The organism is Candidatus Limnocylindrales bacterium (assembly GCA_035559535.1).
GTDB lineage: Bacteria > Moduliflexota > Moduliflexia > Moduliflexales > JAUQPW01 > JAUQPW01.
In genome coordinates this window covers 145769-164683 of the sequence record DATMBG010000033.1, presented here as the reverse complement: position 1 = coordinate 164683, position 18915 = coordinate 145769, and the positions used below count along the sequence as shown (strand labels likewise).

General features: G+C 44.4%; 15 protein-coding genes. 2 read left to right on the top strand and 13 right to left on the bottom strand.

The window, feature by feature from the left end; genetic code table 11:
* Positions 1–48: 48 nt before the first annotated feature.
* The gene (locus VNM22_11170; protein ID HWP47712.1) at positions 49–876 is read right to left on the bottom strand and encodes a Stp1/IreP family PP2C-type Ser/Thr phosphatase; all 828 of its coding nucleotides are present in this window, start codon (positions 874–876) and stop codon (positions 49–51) included.
* Between the two features lie 377 nt (positions 877–1253).
* Here VNM22_11170 and VNM22_11165 point away from each other — a divergent pair, with 377 nt between their 5' ends.
* Positions 1254–2705, top strand: a complete 1452-nt coding sequence (locus tag VNM22_11165) for an aldehyde dehydrogenase family protein (protein ID HWP47711.1) — start codon at positions 1254–1256, stop codon at positions 2703–2705.
* Positions 2706–2791: 86 nt separating this feature from the next.
* Here VNM22_11165 and VNM22_11160 read toward each other — a convergent pair whose 3' ends face one another.
* The 7 genes from VNM22_11160 to VNM22_11130 form a co-directional block, all read right to left on the bottom strand.
* A complete protein-coding gene (locus VNM22_11160) occupies positions 2792–3664 on the bottom strand; it encodes a histone deacetylase (protein HWP47710.1) in 873 nt (290 codons plus the stop codon).
* A 301-nt stretch (positions 3665–3965) separates the two neighbouring features.
* On the bottom strand, positions 3966–7193 hold the full coding sequence (locus VNM22_11155; GenBank protein ID HWP47709.1) for an SNF2-related protein: 3228 nt from the start codon (positions 7191–7193) through the stop codon (positions 3966–3968).
* Positions 7194–7196: 3 nt separating this feature from the next.
* Entirely contained in the window at positions 7197–8594 is a 1398-nt protein-coding gene (locus tag VNM22_11150) for an EH signature domain-containing protein (GenBank protein HWP47708.1), read from the bottom strand.
* The gene (locus tag VNM22_11145) at positions 8591–9049 is read right to left on the bottom strand and encodes an OmpA family protein (protein ID HWP47707.1); all 459 of its coding nucleotides are present in this window, start codon (positions 9047–9049) and stop codon (positions 8591–8593) included. Before VNM22_11145 ends, VNM22_11150 begins: the two co-directional genes overlap by 4 nt.
* Positions 9050–9169: 120 nt before the next feature.
* Entirely contained in the window at positions 9170–9379 is a 210-nt protein-coding gene (locus VNM22_11140; protein ID HWP47706.1) for a hypothetical protein, read from the bottom strand.
* Positions 9380–9390: 11 nt separating this feature from the next.
* Positions 9391–11250, bottom strand: coding sequence for a hypothetical protein (locus VNM22_11135; GenBank protein HWP47705.1), 1860 nt, complete (start codon positions 11248–11250; stop codon positions 9391–9393).
* A 567-nt stretch (positions 11251–11817) separates the two neighbouring features.
* On the bottom strand, positions 11818–12186 hold the full coding sequence (locus tag VNM22_11130; GenBank protein ID HWP47704.1) for a DUF423 domain-containing protein: 369 nt from the start codon (positions 12184–12186) through the stop codon (positions 11818–11820).
* Positions 12187–12414: 228 nt separating this feature from the next.
* On the opposite strand from VNM22_11130, the gene VNM22_11125 reads away from it, so the two are divergent.
* A complete protein-coding gene (locus tag VNM22_11125; protein ID HWP47703.1) occupies positions 12415–13449 on the top strand; it encodes an MBL fold metallo-hydrolase in 1035 nt (344 codons plus the stop codon).
* Here VNM22_11125 and VNM22_11120 read toward each other — a convergent pair.
* The 5 genes from VNM22_11120 to hemE form a co-directional block, all read right to left on the bottom strand.
* Positions 13436–14020 (bottom strand): hypothetical protein, encoded by a 585-nt coding sequence (locus VNM22_11120; GenBank protein ID HWP47702.1) that lies wholly within the window; start codon positions 14018–14020, stop codon positions 13436–13438. The genes VNM22_11125 and VNM22_11120 overlap by 14 nt on opposite strands.
* A gap of 5 nt (positions 14021–14025) precedes the next feature.
* Complete coding sequence (locus tag VNM22_11115) at positions 14026–15195, bottom strand: cysteine desulfurase family protein (protein ID HWP47701.1); 1170 nt, start codon at positions 15193–15195, stop codon at positions 14026–14028.
* Between the two features lie 2 nt (positions 15196–15197).
* Entirely contained in the window at positions 15198–16646 is a 1449-nt protein-coding gene (hemG, locus tag VNM22_11110) for a protoporphyrinogen oxidase (protein ID HWP47700.1), read from the bottom strand.
* 123 nt (positions 16647–16769) lie between these two features.
* Positions 16770–17723, bottom strand: a complete 954-nt coding sequence (gene hemH / locus VNM22_11105; GenBank protein ID HWP47699.1) for a ferrochelatase — start codon at positions 17721–17723, stop codon at positions 16770–16772.
* A 144-nt stretch (positions 17724–17867) separates the two neighbouring features.
* The gene (gene hemE, locus VNM22_11100) at positions 17868–18896 is read right to left on the bottom strand and encodes a uroporphyrinogen decarboxylase (protein ID HWP47698.1); all 1029 of its coding nucleotides are present in this window, start codon (positions 18894–18896) and stop codon (positions 17868–17870) included.
* Positions 18897–18915: the final 19 nt, after the last annotated feature.

Sequence of the window (18915 nt, the reverse complement as noted above, 5' to 3'; positions counted from 1 at the left end):
CACACTCCCACACTTCCATACCTTCATGGCCCTTCTAGGACTCAGGGTTTATTTCCTGCTTTTTACTTGGGTTATCAGCACCACCGTAATATTATCGTTTCCACCGGCTTCATTTGCCTTTCTGATGAGGGTTTTACAGATCTCCTGGGGGGATTTTTTCTCTAAAACTATGGCCTGAATCTCTTCATCCGACAGCATATCCCACAGTCCATCGGTGCAGAGAAGAATCCTATCCTCTGGATTCAAGGGATATTCATGATACTCGGGATCGAGACCAAAGGGAATTCCGACAGCCTGGGTAATGCGATTTTTAAGGGGACTCATCCGGGCTTCTTCTTTACTCATCCTTCCAAGCCTTACCAGATTGGCTACATGGGAGTGGTCCTGAGTAATTTGAGTTATATACGAAGTATTAATCACATAGACCCTCGAATCGCCCACATGACAGGTATAGAGGGTCTGACCATGAACAAAAGCAATGACCAGGGTAGATCCCATACCAAGGTATTCCTGGTTTGCTAAAATTATTTCCAGGATTCCCTGGTGGGTTATTTGGATAGCCTGAATCATCGTTTCTTTAATTTTTTCCCGATTTCTTTTCATCTCAGAAATACGCTTCAGGGTAAAGTATTCAGCGGCTATTCTGATCGCATGGGAGCTGGCTATCTCTCCGGCATTATGTCCCCCCATTCCGTCTGCAACAAAAAATATATCGCGCTCGGGTAAAAGAAGATAGCAGTCCTCATTGTTTCTTCTTTTTCTTCCCCGATCTGTGGCTCCATAAACAAATTCTTTCTTCACTTTACCTCCTGGATTAAGCCATTTTATAGAAATTCCATTTCCGGTTACCTGATTTTTGGTGATACCAATTTTCATGCCATAATCTTTCCCGTTTTGGATCAACTTTATTATCAACTACTTAGACTCTAAAAGCTCTCCCTCTAAACCCGAAACAGTGGATATTCCTTTTAAAAACCATCCAATTATTAGACGCCGACGGGAAATCTATGAAAGGAAAGAGGGGATGGGCATTTTATTGTATTCAAATAATTCTCGGGTACCTCTTGACTTTCCGCTCAAGAGGAGGTTAAAAATAATAAACTGACAGGTATTAAAGCCAGAAGGTTCTTCAAATTTTAGGAGTAAGTTTTCAGCGATCGGCTATGAGGGATCGGCTTGGGAAACCGGAGTACTCTTTCTCTCCCTTTTTAAGGGCCGAAGGCTTATGGTCGTTGGCTGAAGACTTTTTAAAGATGCCCACAACGTATAAAAATTTTATTGATGGGGAATGGGTGGAGTCTTCTTCAGGTAAAACTTTTCCCAATATAAATCCGGCCGATACCGATGAGGTTATAGGCTATTTTCAGCAATCTAATGTAGAGGATGCCCGAAGGGCGATAGAAGCTGCCGTCCGTGCCCAGGAAAAATGGGCGAAAGTTCCGGCGCCCAAGCGTGGTGCGATCCTTTACAAAGCAGCTCAGATGGTGGCCAGTCGGGTCGATGAGTTGGGGGAGATTTTAACCCGGGAAGAAGGAAAAACGATTGGAGAGGGGAAAGCAGAGGTTCTTCGAGCTTCTCAAATTTTAAGTTTCTTTGGTGGAGAAGGGGACCGATTTCTGGGTGATGCCGTCCCATCCCCCCGAGAGAATGTATTCGTCTTCACCATGCGGAAGCCCCTTGGAACGGTTTCTCTTATTACTCCCTGGAACTTCCCCATTGCAATTCCGGCCTGGAAAATCGCTCCGGCTCTGGTTTCCGGAAATACCGTAGTTTTTAAGCCTGCTTCCTTAGCACCCCTGACCTCCCTAAAGCTGGTAGAAATTCTCCATGAGGCCGGGCTTCCCAAGGGAGTTTTAAATTACATTACGGGACCCGGTTCCACCGTGGGACTCGAGATGGTCACCAATAAAGCCATCAAAGGGGTTTCTTTTACAGGATCTTGTGCCGTAGGGCAGGGAATTTATCAACGTACCCAACAGAACATGGTCAGAACCCAGCTAGAGATGGGGGGTAAAAATCCCACTATTGTTTTAGCCGATGCCAACCTGGAAGAAGCGGTTAACATAACCATCAACGGTGCATTCTTCTCTACTGGTCAGCGGTGTACGGCCACCAGTCGGGTTATTGTGGAAGAACCCATTCTGGACAAATTTACCCAATTGCTCATCGAAAAAACAAAGGCCCTCAAAGTAGGAAATGGTTTGGATCCTTCGGTTCAGATGGGTCCTTTAGTGGATGAAAACCAACTGAAAACCGTATTGAGTTACATTGAAATCGGGAAGAAAGAGGGGGCGACCCTTCTGCTGGGTGGGAATCGATTAACCGGTAAGGAATATGATAAAGGCTATTTTGTGGAACCGACCATCTTCAAGGATGTAAAACCTACCATGCGGATCGCCCAGGAAGAGATCTTTGGTCCGGTCCTGGCCATTATGCCCGCAAAAAACTTCGACGAAGCCCTGGAGATTGCCAATAATGTTCAGTTTGGACTCTCTGCATCCCTCTGCACCACAAATCTATCTCGAACCTTTGAGTATGCCAATCGCATTGAAGCAGGGGTTGTTAACGTCAATCTTCCCTCTGCCGGAGTCGATTATCATGTACCTTTCGGCGGTATGAAAGACTCCAGCTCAGGGCATCGCGAACAGGGTCGGGTAGCCATCGATTTCTATACCGAGCTTAAGACGGTTTATATTAAGTATTAATGAATGGGGCGATAGGCAACAGGTTACAGGCGGTGATTAACGAACAGAAGGGCAGGTTTCTCTATGCCGGACTTAACCTGGCCCGGTTATTTTCTGCCCAAGGCCTGTTGCCCATCGCTTTTTTTTACCTTTTCAGCCGCCAGGCGTACCGTCTGAAAGTGAATATCGACAGTGTCCTGGATATTCCGGGCATAACCACCTGCCATGGTGATAGCAACCGGAATTCCTGCTGCCTGACAAAGGTTAAAAACCAGGCGATCCCGTTCGGCGAGTCCCTGTTTGCTCAAGGCAAGCCGTCCCAGTTTATCGTCAAAATAAGGATCTGCACCGGCCAGATAAATGGCAAGCTGGGCGTTGGCAAGTTCGAGGGCCCTGGAAACACCCCATTCCAGGGCTTCCAGATAGGCAGTATCGTCTGTCCCATCCTCTAATTCCACGTCGAGGTCGCTCTTTTCTTTATCAAAGGGGAAATTATTCACCCCATGGATGGAAAAGGTGAAGATCGTTGGATCTTCTGCCAGAATCGACGCCGTGCCGTTTCCCTGATGGACATCGCAATCTATGATCACCACGCGTTGCACATGTCCTTCCGCTTGCAGGGCCCGGGCTGCGATGGCACTGTCATTAAACACACAATATCCTTCACCGTGGTCTCGGAAAGCATGGTGCGTTCCCCCGGCCAGATTAGCAGAGAATCCGTCAATCAGGGCATTACGGCAAGCTCCAATCGTTCCTCCTACCGAACGACGGGCCCGTTCCACCATGGCCGGAGACCAGGGAAATCCAATACGTCGCAATTCCTTGGGGGTCAGCTCCCCATTCTTTACCCGTCGTACATATTCTGGGTCATGGACCCGCTGGATCTGCTCATCGGTAGCCGGATCCGGAACCAGCAACTCCCCGGGCCCAGCAAGCCCTGCTTCTATAACCCGCTGTTTGAGAAGCGAATATTTTTGCATCGGAAAGCGATGTCCCTCTGGAAGAGGAAGTACGAAATGGTCACAGTAAAACATTTTCATAATTTTATCGACGACTCAATAAAAGATATCCCTTTTCTAATCCCATTTCTACGTTGAAACGTTGCCTAAACTGTAGGGGCTGCCCTGTTTAAGGGGGATTCCGGGTGATCGCCCTGTAGGTTCTACGACATTTCTATTTAGATTTAGTCTAAGCAAATCCAAAACCAACAGCTAATGCCCCGCCTTAAAATTACTGCCCCTTCCTATTCTTACATTCACAGAAGAGTCTAATGAGGTATTTCTATATGAGATTGGATAACCGACATTGTTCCATTTCTTTTATTTCTGTAAGGTATAAAGGACTTACTTCAAGAAACCTGAGTATTTCGGTACGATCGAAAACATAAACCTTGTTAAGCTGGGCAAGGTTTAAAGCACTTTGGGTTAAAGTTTGATTGGTCACGATACCCAGCGAAAAAGAAGTCTGATATCTTTGTTCATAAAAGCCCTTGGATTTGAGGATTTCTCCTATAGCCGTATCACCAACCGGATTTCTGGAATGTTTGGTCTGAAGGAGAATATTATGCCCTTGAGAACGGGCGATGATGTCTGCGCCTTTGTCATTGAATTTGGGTGTAAGCTCTACCTGATAACCTTTCTTTTGCCAGAGCACGGCTATAGCTGCCTCAAACAGATAAGGATCTAGGGCATCTAAATCTTCCAGGGTAAAAGGTCGAAAAGTTGGAATTTCTGATGGGGTTTCAAGCACTTCATGGAATATCTCCTCTGGTGTGACTTCAGCACGTTCAGTGGGAAAGAGTGAGACACTGGCCAGCTCGCGTTTTCGTTCCAACAATTCATCGAGGATTACATCGAAGGATTTAAAATTCGGAGCCGTTGCCATAGGCAGATAGACGTAAACCTCTTTCTCTTGACCAATTCGATAAACCCGATCAGTAGCTTGATCTTCCTTGGCGGGATTCCAGTGTCGGGAATAATGGATTACATGGTTAGCGGCTGTGATATTCAACCCAACCCCAGCGGCAAGAGGTGACATAATGATAGCGTAGAACCCCTCCTGGCGTTGAAATCGATCAATAGCCTGTTGACGACTTTCTTTAGAAGATATACTACCCCATCGACTTATTGGGGTATCCCCATTCACAATACTTGCCCGAATATGAAATTTCTCCTGAAGAACCCTCGCTAAAAGCCGTTGAGTTTCTCGCCGGTCCGCAAAGAGAATGACTTTTTCTCTCCGCTCCTGGATGGATTTTAGAATTTCAACGGTGATCTGAAGCTTCGCAGAAGTCGTTATCAGTTTATCTACATGGAATTGGTCGATTTGTTTGTCTGGTAGAAAGGGATGATCTGAAATATCCCGCAGGGTCCAAAGGACATGAAGAATTCTATTCTGACGGTCTGTGGCATTGTTCTGAATACTCTTTGCTTGTGCAATTTCTTCCAGGTATCTCTGAAATTGTATTTCAGGCATCGCACATTCGCAGCGATGCTGAGTTTTCTTTGGTAACCCCTGGAGGATATCCTTCTTCAAACGCCGCTTAATATAAATCCCGATCCGTTTCCGCAGAGATTCTCCCAGTTGCTTCACATCGATATCTTTATTCTTTAAAGGATTTTGGTACTCTTTGGCAAACTCTTTGGCACTGCCCAATAATCCAGGAACTACAAAATCCATAATACACCACAAATCCACCAGTGTATTTTCCACAGGGGTTCCGGTAGCTGCAATTTTAAAGTCAGCCTTGAGGGCTTTTACAGCATTAGTAACCAGGGTACCGGGCGTTTTGATTTTTTGTGCTTCATCTAGAATAACCACCGACCAATCTATCCCGCAAAGCTTAAGTTGTTGCTTCCGTAAAGTTTCATAGGTGGTCAGAACAATCTGCCTGTTCTTTAAGTGGGTCCCGTTTAGGAATTCGGGTAAAGGAGAACCGTAGAACTTGAGAATTTTCAACACACAGGGTTCAAAGAATTTAGGATATTCCTTTTCCCAATTTTCCAGTAGGGAAACAGGTGCAACGACCAAATAAGGTTTATCCTCAGTGTTTAAAGTGGTATTATGCCAGTCTATAAATGCCAACATCTGTAATGTCTTACCAAGTCCCATATCATCGGCTAGAAGTGCGCCGGAATAACCATCCCTATATAGGGATTGTAGCCAGGCAATTCCCTCTTCTTGATGTTCAAGAACTTGCACGGTCATTTTGAGGTTGGGAGGATAGCTATATTGATGATGGAAAGTTTCTGTAGAAAGAACAGGTTTTTCAAAAACTTCTTCATGTTCCAACTGGTCGATATTTTCTTTGATAATCAGGACTTTTTTCCTTGAGGCATCCTCTTGAACCGGTTCGTAAGGATTTTGGAATTGATGTTCTGCCGTTCTTAGAATGATATCGGTTTCAGAAAGTGGAATCTGAACGCCTCGCCATTCCACAAAATTTTCTCCCTCTTGTAATGCCTTTTCACATAACCTCTTAAATTCTTTAAGTTCTGCCGGGCTCCTAAACCCAATTTTCTTTTTATCTCCATTCGACGCTTCTATCAAAATACCGGGGATCCATTGGGATTTATAAGGACTAATAAAAGTATAAAACCGAGGTTTGTAGAGTCCAATATCGATAACGCGTTTGCTGAATTGATCCAGGTCAATAATATCTGGATCAAAAATTTCCTGGGGCTGCTCAAGAATTTTTCTTTTCTGATCTCCTTGAACTCGACGATAAGTCTTGATCTTTTTCAATTCTTGTTGCTGAGGTTCTGAAAAGGGAATTCGGGTTCTTTTACCCTTTTCATCTTGAAGCGTATAAACAGCCTGAACCGTGTGGAAAAAATCAAATTTCTCTTCAAATTGCCGGGCATTGACTCCCTCCACTTCGGGTAGAATTTCAAGGGTATCGCCTTGGCCGATTTTAGGTTTTAAGCTGAGGTTTTTAGGTACCACAACCTGTTCGTTTTCTAGATAGCTGTCCAGTATTGCTGCAGACTTTGCAGAAAGTTCTTTGATCTCTGCAAAACGAAGCAGGTTACCGTTTAAGTTTTTCATTTCGGGAGGCAGTGCATTGAACTCATCCAAAGCATTACAAAGGGCAAGTTGTTGGGAAGAAAGCAGATATTGGGTACCATCTTCCAACTTCAAGAGGCATCCAATACGTTCTCCAAAAAGTTGTCGGCCTTGAGGATGCTCATAAAATCCCCATTTAAATTGAAAATCTTGTTGCTGTAACATTCCACTGGCATCTACCCGGATATCGAAGGGATAGGGTGGTGGAAGATTGAGTAGTTGTTGATCTATTGTAGATAGTGTACAGATTTCTTCATGGGGAACCAATATGGAAGTCTCATCAGCCAGAGCTTTACCGTTATCAAGGAGTTCTCGGAATAGGAGAACCTGGGCGTAGGCGTTAGCAGGGAAGGGATAATTATTCCATGATTTCAGAGGAATTGGTTGATCCCCATCCCCAAAACTAAAGATCCAATACTCAGGAGAAACCTGCCAGGTTAACATGGATTATATCTCCAGATGGGTTTTAAGCCACCGGGAAAGGGAACATTTCCAACCGGCGGTATGAGAGAGTCTTCCTTCATTCTGTATAGAAGTTAATGGTTTCCGGTTTTTAGAATGTCGTAAGGCATGAATAGATAAAGAATCTTGAAGGATATCAGGACAGATAGGATTGGTTTTCCGATAGGCATAAAAAGCACCCCCACATTCACTAAATTCGACAAAAACATAATCTTTTACCACCATTACAAAGGCTCTCTGACTTCGTTCAGCATTTTTAATAAATCCAAAATGAGTCTTCAAATACTCTTCTTTGATTCGGTAATCTCCGGAGAGCTGAACTCGATCCTGACGATGACCGTAAATTTTAAAATTCGATATATGTCTGGAGTAATGTAACCAAAACGCTTTTCTATCCTCATCCATGGTCAGTTTTTCAAAAAAGATGACAATGAATTGCTGTGTCAGCCACTGATTAAGAATTGTTTGAGCCTTCTTTAGATCACTTTTATCTGTCTCATTGGCACCTGCCCATGGTAACCATTTATCATCTCGTATCGGATCTCCAATTAGTTCGAGGGTAGATACTTTAATCCGTTCTCTAAGTTCTGAATGATCACCATTTTGTAACTTTAAGATTATTTTACAGAGGCATTTTTTTGAAGTATCCAGAGTTCGGTGTTGTTTCAAGAATTCAAGGATATCTGGAATATACTGTTCAAATTGTTGCTTCCGCATCACCAGGGATGTAAAGGCTTCTCCAACCGTCGAAAAGTATTCATAACCCTTCATGGAGTCAGGTAAATCTAGATACTGCCATACCTCTGAAAGCTTCTTTTGATTTTGGATGAGATTAAGTCCGAGAGAAATAGTCCCCTGGTCTTCGATATAAAATGGAGCCTTATGTTTAAGGACAAGTAAGGTTTGATTGTTTCCAGAATACCGGTTTATCTTCTCACCAACGAACCTCCTGAGTCGTTCTATTCCCGGATAACTCCAGTTTTGCAAGAGGGTACGAAACAATCCCCCTAACATTCCATCACGCCAATATTTGTTGATAATCTGTAAGGCAAGGGGAAGAAATGCTGAACTCAGGATAGATAACTTAGGATTTTCTTTAGGATAGGCCAGTGAACGAACAAGCTTGCGCACTTTATATAAAGTATCGAATTCTTGCTTTAGAACTTCTATCCCTTTTGGAGCAAGGGCCATAAACGTTTGATAGATTTCACCAATGTCAGAGGGTTCTCTTTTATTTCCCTGATTTTTCGCTGCTATATCTGCCAGGGCTTCAGTAACCTTTTCAATGCTCTCTCGGGTTTTACGAGAAATAATATATCGGGCGTCTGCGGCAAACTGATTGGGGTCAAAATAGAAATTAAGTAATGATTTCGCACTCGTCATTTTGCTCTCTCCTGCTGAGCCAGGATTTTACCAATTTGACTTTCGGCATCTGTACGTACACGAAATTCAACCCGGCGTGAGGCTTCTTTATCTTCTTCTCCGTTGGGCTTGATAATAAGTTTGCTGGACGAAAGACCATTAGCTGTGATTTTATCTCGGGCCCATTGTTTAAGCGTATCATCTTTAATCATCTGGAGAACATAAATCAAAACACTTCGCGTTCTATCCTGGGAAAGTTCCATGTTTTTAAAATAGGCTGTTTCTGGATCAATCTTATATTCCATCCACTCGCTTGAAGTATGGCCTTCAATCCTTATCTCTTCGATATTGTCTTTATACTTCGTGAACAGTAGCTTAATATATCTGGGGAAGAAGTCATCTAATATTACTTTAAATTTTTCCTTGAGTTCCGCTTTACCCTGATCAAATAGTACCTCAGGTTCCTTAAATCGAATAGATAAAGTATCTCTTCGCAGTTCAGCTCGCCACTTTTCAAGATCATTCTTGAATTCATTAAAAAGATCTTTATACAGTTCATCCTGGAGCTTTTCATAAGTTTTAGCAATCTGTTGAACCTAGTCGGCAACTTTTTGTTTTTCTTGAGCCAGTCTTTCAGCTCTATCTGCTTCGTCTCTCTTTCTTCTATACTCGTCTTCCAGCTTTAGTAAGGTAGCAGAAAGAAGCAGTATAAAAATCAACAGCAGAGAGGCCATTAAATCCCCTACCGACATGATAAAGGGATTATCTTCATCAGAGGATTCTAAGATCTTTTTTCCTTTTAACATGATTACTTATCCTACGAGCTTTGACTACGGAGTTTGTTTGCAAGATCGTTCAATACTTCTATACTTTCGCTTAGTTCCTCAATACTTCCAGAGATGGAATGCACGGCCTGAGAGAACAGGTTTGTAAATTGACCCAGAGCATTGTTAAGACCCTCTCGCGTTGTCTCCTGATATCGGGATAGTCCTTGTTGAACCTCAGAAAAAATATCACGCAAACCATCTTGGATCTTCTTGAATTTACTGGCGTAATCCACCGCAACTTCCTGAGCTTGTTTAAGCGATTCTTGAAGCCTTAGAAGCGTACTTTGATTGGTATTAAGAAATTCTTTAGTTTGTTGGATGAACTGTGTAGTAGACGTTTGTAAGTTATTACTGCTTAACTCCAGGTTTTTTACAACCGCTACTAATCGAATTGAGAGAGGTTGTAATTGTTCAAGTGCTCCTTGAACTTCGCTATTTGCTGTGGTCATAGATTCGGTTAGTTTCAAACCTTTTTCAAGTATATCTTGTGAGGTTGAATTAAGCTTCTGTACAGTCTGCGAAAAAGCTTCTAAAGACTCAGAGATTCTCTGGCTTGTTTGTTGAAAGGAAGCTGGTAGTTCGGATAGGTTTTCACTGGCTGCTTTAACAATATTTCCCAAGGTTTGCATCTGTATTTCCAGAGAATTTGAAAAATTATCCATCAACTCTTTACTAATCTGTTGGAAAGAATTCGGTATGGTAGACAATCCAGCTTCCATGTCGACAATGTTTTTTTTCAGATCCTCTGTAAGGGTTTTAAAGTTGTCTTCTAGACTTTCTATTTGTAATTTTGCCGAGTTGAATAGAGGTGCAGAAAACTGCTGGCCTATTTCTCCGAGGAAATTTTTTAAATCGGAAACAGCCTGTTCTATAAAAGTATTAGAAGATTCTTCTTCCAAGCTTTGTAATTTCTGTATCTGGGCAGTTAATTCCTTCAGGCTGTCATCTATTTTGTTTAATAAAGGAAACAATTGGATATTAAAGGTGCGCTGTACTGTCTCTTGAATTTGATCTCTAGAAGCGTTTATGATTGTTTCTGTAGCCAAACTAATCTTATCTGCTAGATCTGTAGAGAAAGATTTGAGGGCTTTTGTCTGCTCTTCGGCTTCTCGATGTAAATCGCGAAATACATGAGCCGGTAATATTTCTGTGTTTTCTTCATTGTGAAAAACAAAAAGCTCTCCTAATAAATTTCTAAGCAATCTAGCTTCATCTTCCTGAGCATATCGCAACTCGTCTACCTTTTTTAGCCTGAATTTTTGATCCAGAAGAGTACAAAGGCTGCTAATTCGTTTACCTACCTGATTGAACCAAAACTTTTCTAGCACTCCAAACATAAGAGATAATAGCATCCCCCAAACAGAAGACACAAACGCTGTGCCCATACCAGATAAAAGGGTTTGAATACTTCGCTCAATTTTTTCCGTGGATCCAATATCAAAATTTGCAATACCAACAGTTAAGCCTACAAACGTTCCCAGAATTCCTACTCCAACCAAAATACCCGGTACAGCCAGCCAGTAACGAAGAATCAATCGATGACTGAGAATACTTTGCTCATTGAAATAGATTTCGGCATCTTCGCTGGTCTTGGGTCGATTCTCACTCAGAAAGGTTTGAGCATATTGCATCCAATTTTCTTTTAGGAGATCTTTCTTTTGGATGGAGTCTATGGAAAAACTTTTTTCCGTCTGGCGGAGGGTGGTGATAATGCGGTAACATCTTAGGAATAACCAGACCGCAGAAATTACGAAATACAAAATGGTACCGAGAACCCACCAGGCCGTGAGCGTATTATCATCTAAGGTAAGTAAAGAGTGGAAAGGAAAAAGTTTATAAAGAAAATTCATAATTTAGCTTTTACCAGGGTTATGTTCCATGTACTCGTCCCCTTAGTATCGATAAAAGCCCCCCAAAAACGGTTTTATACCGTTTTTTCCTCTAGCTAAATTCAATCTTTAGACTGAATTAGCATTAACGGTTTTTATTGTCAAGCTAAACCTCAGACCTGTGGTAATGACAAATAGAAGGGCTATTATCTTGAAGCAGGGTAAAAATAAAAAGGTTAATACCGATTGTTATTGAAAATAACTAATAGAAAAAAGATAGTAGGGACACGGCATGCCGTGCCCCTACAGTTCCTATTTAATGAAGACGACAAACCCTGAAGGAAGTTAAACCGGTTGGATCTTTTCTTTTTAGTAGGACTTTAAGTACGGGCGCAAGGCCTTGTGACCTTACGAGGCGTTAGAATAGCACGTGGGGAATTCGTTAGTTTGATAGGTTCGTTCAAAGATTCCGTAAGGGTGTACGACCGTGCGCCCCTACTATCCTTCCGGTGTTTGTCCACTCGAGATCAGGCTGAAGTGCTTTAGAGATATTATACCCTGACATTTGCAATATAGGGAAATGGTTATTTATCCCCGCAAACCGGCTACTATCAAACATACCCAACCCCCCAGGAACGCCAGACCACCAAGAGGCGTAATCGCACCCAGCCATCGAACTCCGGTAAGGCTGAGAAGATAAAGGCTTCCAGAAAACAGGATGGTTCCCAGGACAAACAGCCAGCCGCCGGCTACAACCAGGGACCCGGGCCACCGGGTATAAGCCCAGCCTACAACCAGCATAGCCAACGCATGATACATCTGATAACGCACCCCTACCTCAAAAATAGTGAGCAGGTCGGCTGGTAATCGTTCCCTCAAACCATGGGCTCCAAAGGCTCCGGCAGCCACTCCGATAAAAGCAGAGATGGCACCTAAGGAAAAGAAGAGTCGTTCCATACTCGTAAACCTGACGTCTCCAGGCTAACTTTGCCAGCTAAATTCCCAGATCTGCCTGAAGAATCTGCTTGAGATCTCTCAACTCTTGTACTAGCTTGATAGAAAGAGGTTATTACCTTCTATTTTAATTTTTTCAGCTAAAATTTTGTAGCGTTATTTGTAGGGTTATACGAAAAAAGCCAGATTAAAACTTCGGATAATGTTTCTTTAGACTTTGTTCACCTCAATATGGGTAAGAATCCTCATACCTTTCAAGGTTTTCAAAACAACTATCCCCATGACGCCCATACGTTTATAGACTTTCTCAAGTGGAGGTGGAATCGTCTATGGGGGCGAAGATCGAATAATCCGAAAAAAGAGAGCTATCATTTCCCTTTGGCCAAAAATGATCCTGCTTTCCTTCGTCGAAATCGCACCGAGACAACTTTAACCTGGATCGGGCATGCCAGCTTTTTACTCCAATTGAAAGGGGTCAATATTCTGACAGATCCCCACTTAACCGGACGTGCCTCTCCACTTTCCTGGATGGGTCCCAAACGGGTGACACCGCCGGGACTTGCCCTTGAGGATCTTCCTGTCATCGATATGGTATTTATTTCCCATAACCACTACGATCATCTGGACACATCCACGGTGAAGCGGCTCTACCAAAAGCAAGGCCCAGGAAAGAGCCCCCACTTTTTTGTGCCTCTGGGACTCAAAATCTGGTTTACCAGGCTGGGTATTTCAAAGGTAACGGAGCTGGATTGGTGGGAGAGCATTCAAAGCTTTGGGTTTACTCTGTATGCAGTTCCGACTCAACACTTCAGTGCCCGTACCCCCTTCAATAAAAACAAGACTCTTTGGGCGGGTTGGGTCATTGCACATCCGGACTTTAAATTTTTCTTTGCCGGAGATACCGGATACTCCCTCGATTTCCTGGAAATCGGGCGCCGGTTGGGACCCTTTGACCTCTCTGCTCTTCCCATTGGAGCTTATGAGCCACGCTGGTTTATGAAAGCCATGCACATCAATCCCGAGGAGGCCGTGCAAATACATCGAGATTTAAACTCCCGATACTCGGTTGCTATGCACTGGGGAACCTTTAACCTCACCGATGAGCCTATGGATGAACCCCCCAAACGCCTGATGGCAGCGCGGGAAGCCGCCGGTCTGGCTCCTGAGACCTTTTTCTTAATGCAACACGGTCAGACGATCCATTTGGATCCTTTGATGAACAGGCATGAAAAAGATAAGAAATCTATAAATCTTAACGTCCAATAGCCTTTTCAAAGCAATAATCGAAAAGAAGTTCCCATTCACGCTTCTGGATCTGACGACAGAGCATGTCGGCCGGTGAACGACCTTTTAAGCAGGCTTCGCATAAATCAATAAAAGCAAAAGGATCCCATTTTGCCTGATGGATCAAGAAGGTGGTAGATGCATGGGGAGTCGAGGCTGAAGCCAGTTCCGCGGCTGCAAGTCGAAGGGATTCAAAAATAGGAAAATCCCCAACCCGCCGAAACCAATACTTACTGTTGGAAAAATCCGGCTCCCGACGATGCATCAGACCATGCCAGTAACTTCCTACAGGAGTGGAAATCGCTTGACTCAAGCGATGAGATTCATCCAGAAAATCATGATAAAGCCAGATAGCTGCTAAACAAGCATTGGCCATATCTCTATCTACGATTGAATGGGGCGCAAAGGCCTTCTCGGGGGTTAACGCTTCAAGGGTCTTCCGTACCTGAAGGTTAGGGACACCTGCATCCAGGGGATTTAGACGCTCTTCTTGAAGAAGCTCCTTAAAAACAGGCGTATAGACAGGGACACTTCCTGGAACTAATTCTTTCATTTTGATCACCTCCCCGCTTCAATGGGAATATGCGTGGCATCTCTTTGCCTTATTTGCTGAACGGCTTTTACCACTATCTCAATGGCCTGATCGATTTCTTCTTCTGTGGTCATTTTACCCGTGGAGAAACGAATAGTTCCCAAGGCATATTCTAGGGGAACTTTCATAGCCGCCAAAACTGATGAAATTTCTACAGAACCTGAATGACAGGCCGAGCCGGCCGAAACGGCAAGACCTTCCATTCTTGACAGGAGAGTATTCGCTTCCAGGTTTGCAAAACCTATACTTAAGGTATTGGGCAATCGTTTTTCAGGATGCCCATTTAATCTTATTTGATCCAGTTTCTGTTCCAGACCTTTGTGCAATCGGTCTCGCATTTTTTTCAGGGTGAATAGATTCCTGGATAAATCGCGTTTGGCAATTTCACAGGCTTTTCCAAGACCTACAATTCCAATTACATTTTCCGTACCGGCCCGCAAATTCCGCTCATGACCTGCCCCATGAATTAATTTCTGTAACTGAATACCCCGTCGAATATACAAAGCTCCAATTCCTTTCGGAGCATAAAGTTTATGCCCGGCAAGGGATAGAAGATCTACTCCCAGCTCATCTACGTTGGTAGGAATCTTGCCAACCGATTGAGCCGCGTCGGTATGGAAAATAACACCGTGTTGTCGGGCAATTCGGGCAATTTCCGATAAGGGCTGAAGGGTTCCAACCTCATTGTTGGCATGCATGATACTGATTAAAATAGTTTGAGGTGTCAGGGCTTTTGCCAGGGTTTCTACCTCTACCAGGCCAAATTTATTTACAGGTAAATAGGTGACCTGGAAACCCTGGGTCTCTAGATATTTACAAACGTTTATTACAGCCGGATGTTCAATTGTAGAAGTGATGATATGATGGCCTTTGTGACCATAAGCAAAAGCAACCCCTTTAATGGCGTGATTATTGGACTCGCTCCCTCCACTGGTAAATATAATCTCCTCTGGGCTGCATCCCAACAAATCGGCCACCTGCTCCCGCGCTTTCTCAATGGCCTTTTTTGCTTGTATACCGTACCAATGGGAACTGGAGGGATTCCCGAAATGTTCATAGAGATAGGGTTGCATAGTTTCGGCAACTTCCAGATCGATAGGAGTGGTAGCATTATAATCTAAGTAAATGGGTTTCATCTTCAGGTCTGAGGGCCGGAAGAGAGTTGAAGATACTTCAACACCTTCTCAGCCGTTAAAGCACCACTGTGGATACAATCCGGTATACCAGGCCCCCGATAGGCATTTCCGGTTAAGAAAAGTCCCGGATGATGGGTTAGGAGTCTTTCCAGGGTAGTTAAGCGATTCAGATGCCCGACCAGGTATTGCGGCATGACTTTTTCCCATCGATACACCCGGGTTAAAACGGGTTCCTGGGTAATTCCCGCGATTTCTCTCAGCTCTTCCCGGACGATTTGAATAAGAATCCGATCCTCCAGCGAAACCAGATCTTCTTGGTTAGCTCCGCCTATGTAGCATCGAAGCAAGATCTTGTCATCGGGAGCCCGATGAGGATATTTATTGGAAGTCCAGGTAGAGGCAATGATTCTACGATTTTCAACCCGGGGAACGACAAAACCAAATCCAGGGGGTAAGTGGGCGAAATCCGATTTTTTATATCCCAGAGATATGGTAACAGTTGAAGTATAGGGAATTTCTCTTAATACAGCCGCCAGGGATGAATTAAAGCTTTCTACAAAGTCTGCTGCTATATAAGCCGGTGTGGCTAACACTATCACGTCGGCCTGGAGAATCTCTCCGTTGGCCAAAGTTAGGTGGTAAACAGGCTGTAGAGAGGAGGAATCCGAAGAAGGCTTTATCCAGACCACAGGTTTACCCTTTATAAAAGATATCCGGTTTAGTTGGGTAGTCAAAGTCTGAACCAGTTCTGTAAGACCGCCCCGGAGGGTTACGAATAGGGTCCATTTGGAGGGGGTTTTTAGGGACTTCGGGATTTCCCGGCGTTTACGTAACATACCCCAGATCAGGCTTCTATATTCTTGCTCCAGGGTTTGGAAATTCGGAAAGGTAGCCTGAAGACTCATCTGATCTATCTGACCCGCATAGATACCTCCCAAAAGGGGTTCTGCGATTCGTTCCAAAACCTCTCGCCCCAGGCGACGGCGTATAAAGGCTCCTAGGGATTCATCTTCTCTTCCCACTTTGCGAGGCAGAAGTAAGTCCAGCCCCATCCGAATCTTTCCGGGTAGGGAGATCAAACCACTCCGAAGAAAGGATCTGATCTGAGTGGGAATCATAAAGGTTAATCCTTCGGGTAGTTCTTCCAATCTTCCTCTAGAAAACACATAGGTTTTACGCTGATCTTCCCGCGTGCCTATCAAACGATCTGTCAAACCCAGTTTTTGACAAAGCTCTAAAGCCCAGGGTTTGGTGGACAAAAAAGAATCAGGCCCCCCTTCGATGACAAAACCGTCTACTACTTCTGTAAGGATAACCCCTCCCAGGCGTTCTCGTCCTTCGATGAGGTAGCAATCTACTTGATCCCCCAAAGAGGCCAGTTGCTCCTGGATAAAGTAAGCAGTTGATAGCCCGGAAATTCCGCCACCTACAATGATAATTTTTTTAGACACAACCGTTTAAGAATGAGGGTATGGGAGTATGGGAGTGTGGAAGTATTTACCCTCCCACTTCCATGCTCCCACACCCCCACACTCCCACACTCCCACACCTCCACACTCCCACACTCCCATACTTTATAAAACTGCCAGGTGCTCCAAAATAACCGAAGCCAGAGCTTCTATAAAAAGAGGATCGGTGTTTAAAGATTCGATTCGTTCTAAATGCATACCCTTGGCAGTTGCTAAATTCTTAAACAAGATGTCGATATCGTAGAGGATTTCCACATGATCGGAGACAAACCCTACAGGAGCCAGGAGAACATTTCGATATCCCCTGGTCCAGAGATCTTCTAGGGTGGCTTCAACGCTGGGTCCTAACCATTTTTCCGAGGTTCGCCCCTGGCTCTGGTAAGCGAAATGCCAGGATACAGGACCAAGGCGTTGCAGAATCCCCTCTACGGTTTGCTGTAAATGTTGAGGATAGGGATCGCCCTCCGCAAGGATTCGTTCCGGAAGGCTATGGGCCGTAAAAACGATCTGGACCTGATTTCGAACGGAAGCAGGGAATCGGTCGAGTGCTTTTTTCACATGTTGAGCGATGGCTTCAAGGAATAACGGATGAGTATGCCAGCTTTCCACATAGGAAATATGGATATGCCCGTTCAGCTCGGCTTCTGCTTCTTTCACCTTCTCAATGTAAGCGCCGACACTCAGGCGAGAATATTGAGGGGCCAGAGCTAAAGCTATTAAGCGCTTCACACCATCATCGAGGATTTTTTTAAAAGTTTCTTTAATATAAGGATGCCAGTGTCGCATACCCAGGTAAACCCGATAAAGATAGCCCGATGACTCATGCCCGGCATTTAACCGCTCCTGCAAAGCCCGGGCTTGATCTTGCGTAATTTGGGGAAGAGGGGATTTACCTCCAATAAGTCGGTATCGATTTTTAATTTCCTCAACTAACTCAGGAGCCGGTTTGCGACCTCCCCGAATATCCGTGAAATAGGCTTCAAAATCATCCAGGGAATCCGGGCTTCCGTAGCTCATGAGGAGAACTCCTATCCTCTCAGGATTAGAGTTACCTGACATAATTTAAGAGGATGGGGGTGTGGGAGTGTGGGAGTATGGAGGTGGGAAAGTGTAGGAGAATATACTCCCATACCCCATCCTTTCACACTCCCATACTTCCATACCCCCATACTCCCACACTCCCACACCCCCACACTCCCATCTCTATCTTTGACTGAGTTCATGGACCATCTGGACCGTCGCGATGACATTTTCTACAGGAGTTTGTGGTAGGATACCGTGGCCCAGGTTGAAGATATGACCGGGTCGGTTTCCGACTCTCTGTAGAATCTCTTTTATTCGTTTTTTAAGCTCCGGCAAAGGGGCGAAAAGCGCTACAGGGTCCAGGTTTCCCTGAATAGCTATATGATTACCTAGACGGTTCCAGGCTTCATCTATATTTACCCGCCAATCGACTCCTATCACATCACTTCCGGCTTCTCTCATCAGTTCCAGAAGTGCAGCCGTTCCGGTTCCAAAATGGATGATAGGTACATTTTCTCTCTTCAGATTTTGAATAATCTGACGGCTAAAGGGGAGTACGTATTCCCGGTAGTCACCCGGGCTGAGGCACCCGATCCAGCTATCAAAGAGTTGGACAGCCTGAGCACCTGCCCGGATTTGGCTTTGCAGATAGGCCGTAACTACCTTGGCCAGCTTAGTCATGAGACTTCTCCAGGTTTCAGGGTCTTTATACATCATAGATTTTGTGAGGACATAATCTCGAGAGTGTCCTCCTTCGATCAGGTAGCTGGCCAGGGTAAAAGGAGCTCCTGCAAAGCCGATGAGAGGGATGCGATTGTTTAACTCGCGGCGAACGATTCGGATGGCCTCCAAAGTAAAAGGGACCATTTCTTCGGGTTCTATGGGGCGGAGTGCTTCAACAGCCGCTTTATCTCGAATTGGGTTGCGGATCACCGGACCTTCTCCCTGTGCAAATTCCAGTTGGATTCCCATACCCTCTACGGGAAGAAGAATATCGGCAAAAATGATGGCAGCATCAACCCCTAGCTTTTCAATAGGTTGAAGGGTCACCTGTGCTGCCAGCTCGGGTGTTTTACAGATGGTGAGAAGGGTATATTTCTGACGAATGGCCCGATATTCGGCCATATATCGTCCGGCCTGCCGCATAAACCAAACCGGGGTACAATCCACCACTTCTCGCTTGCATGCCTTCAGAAAACGATGATTCATTTTGATCCGGAGTCAAGGG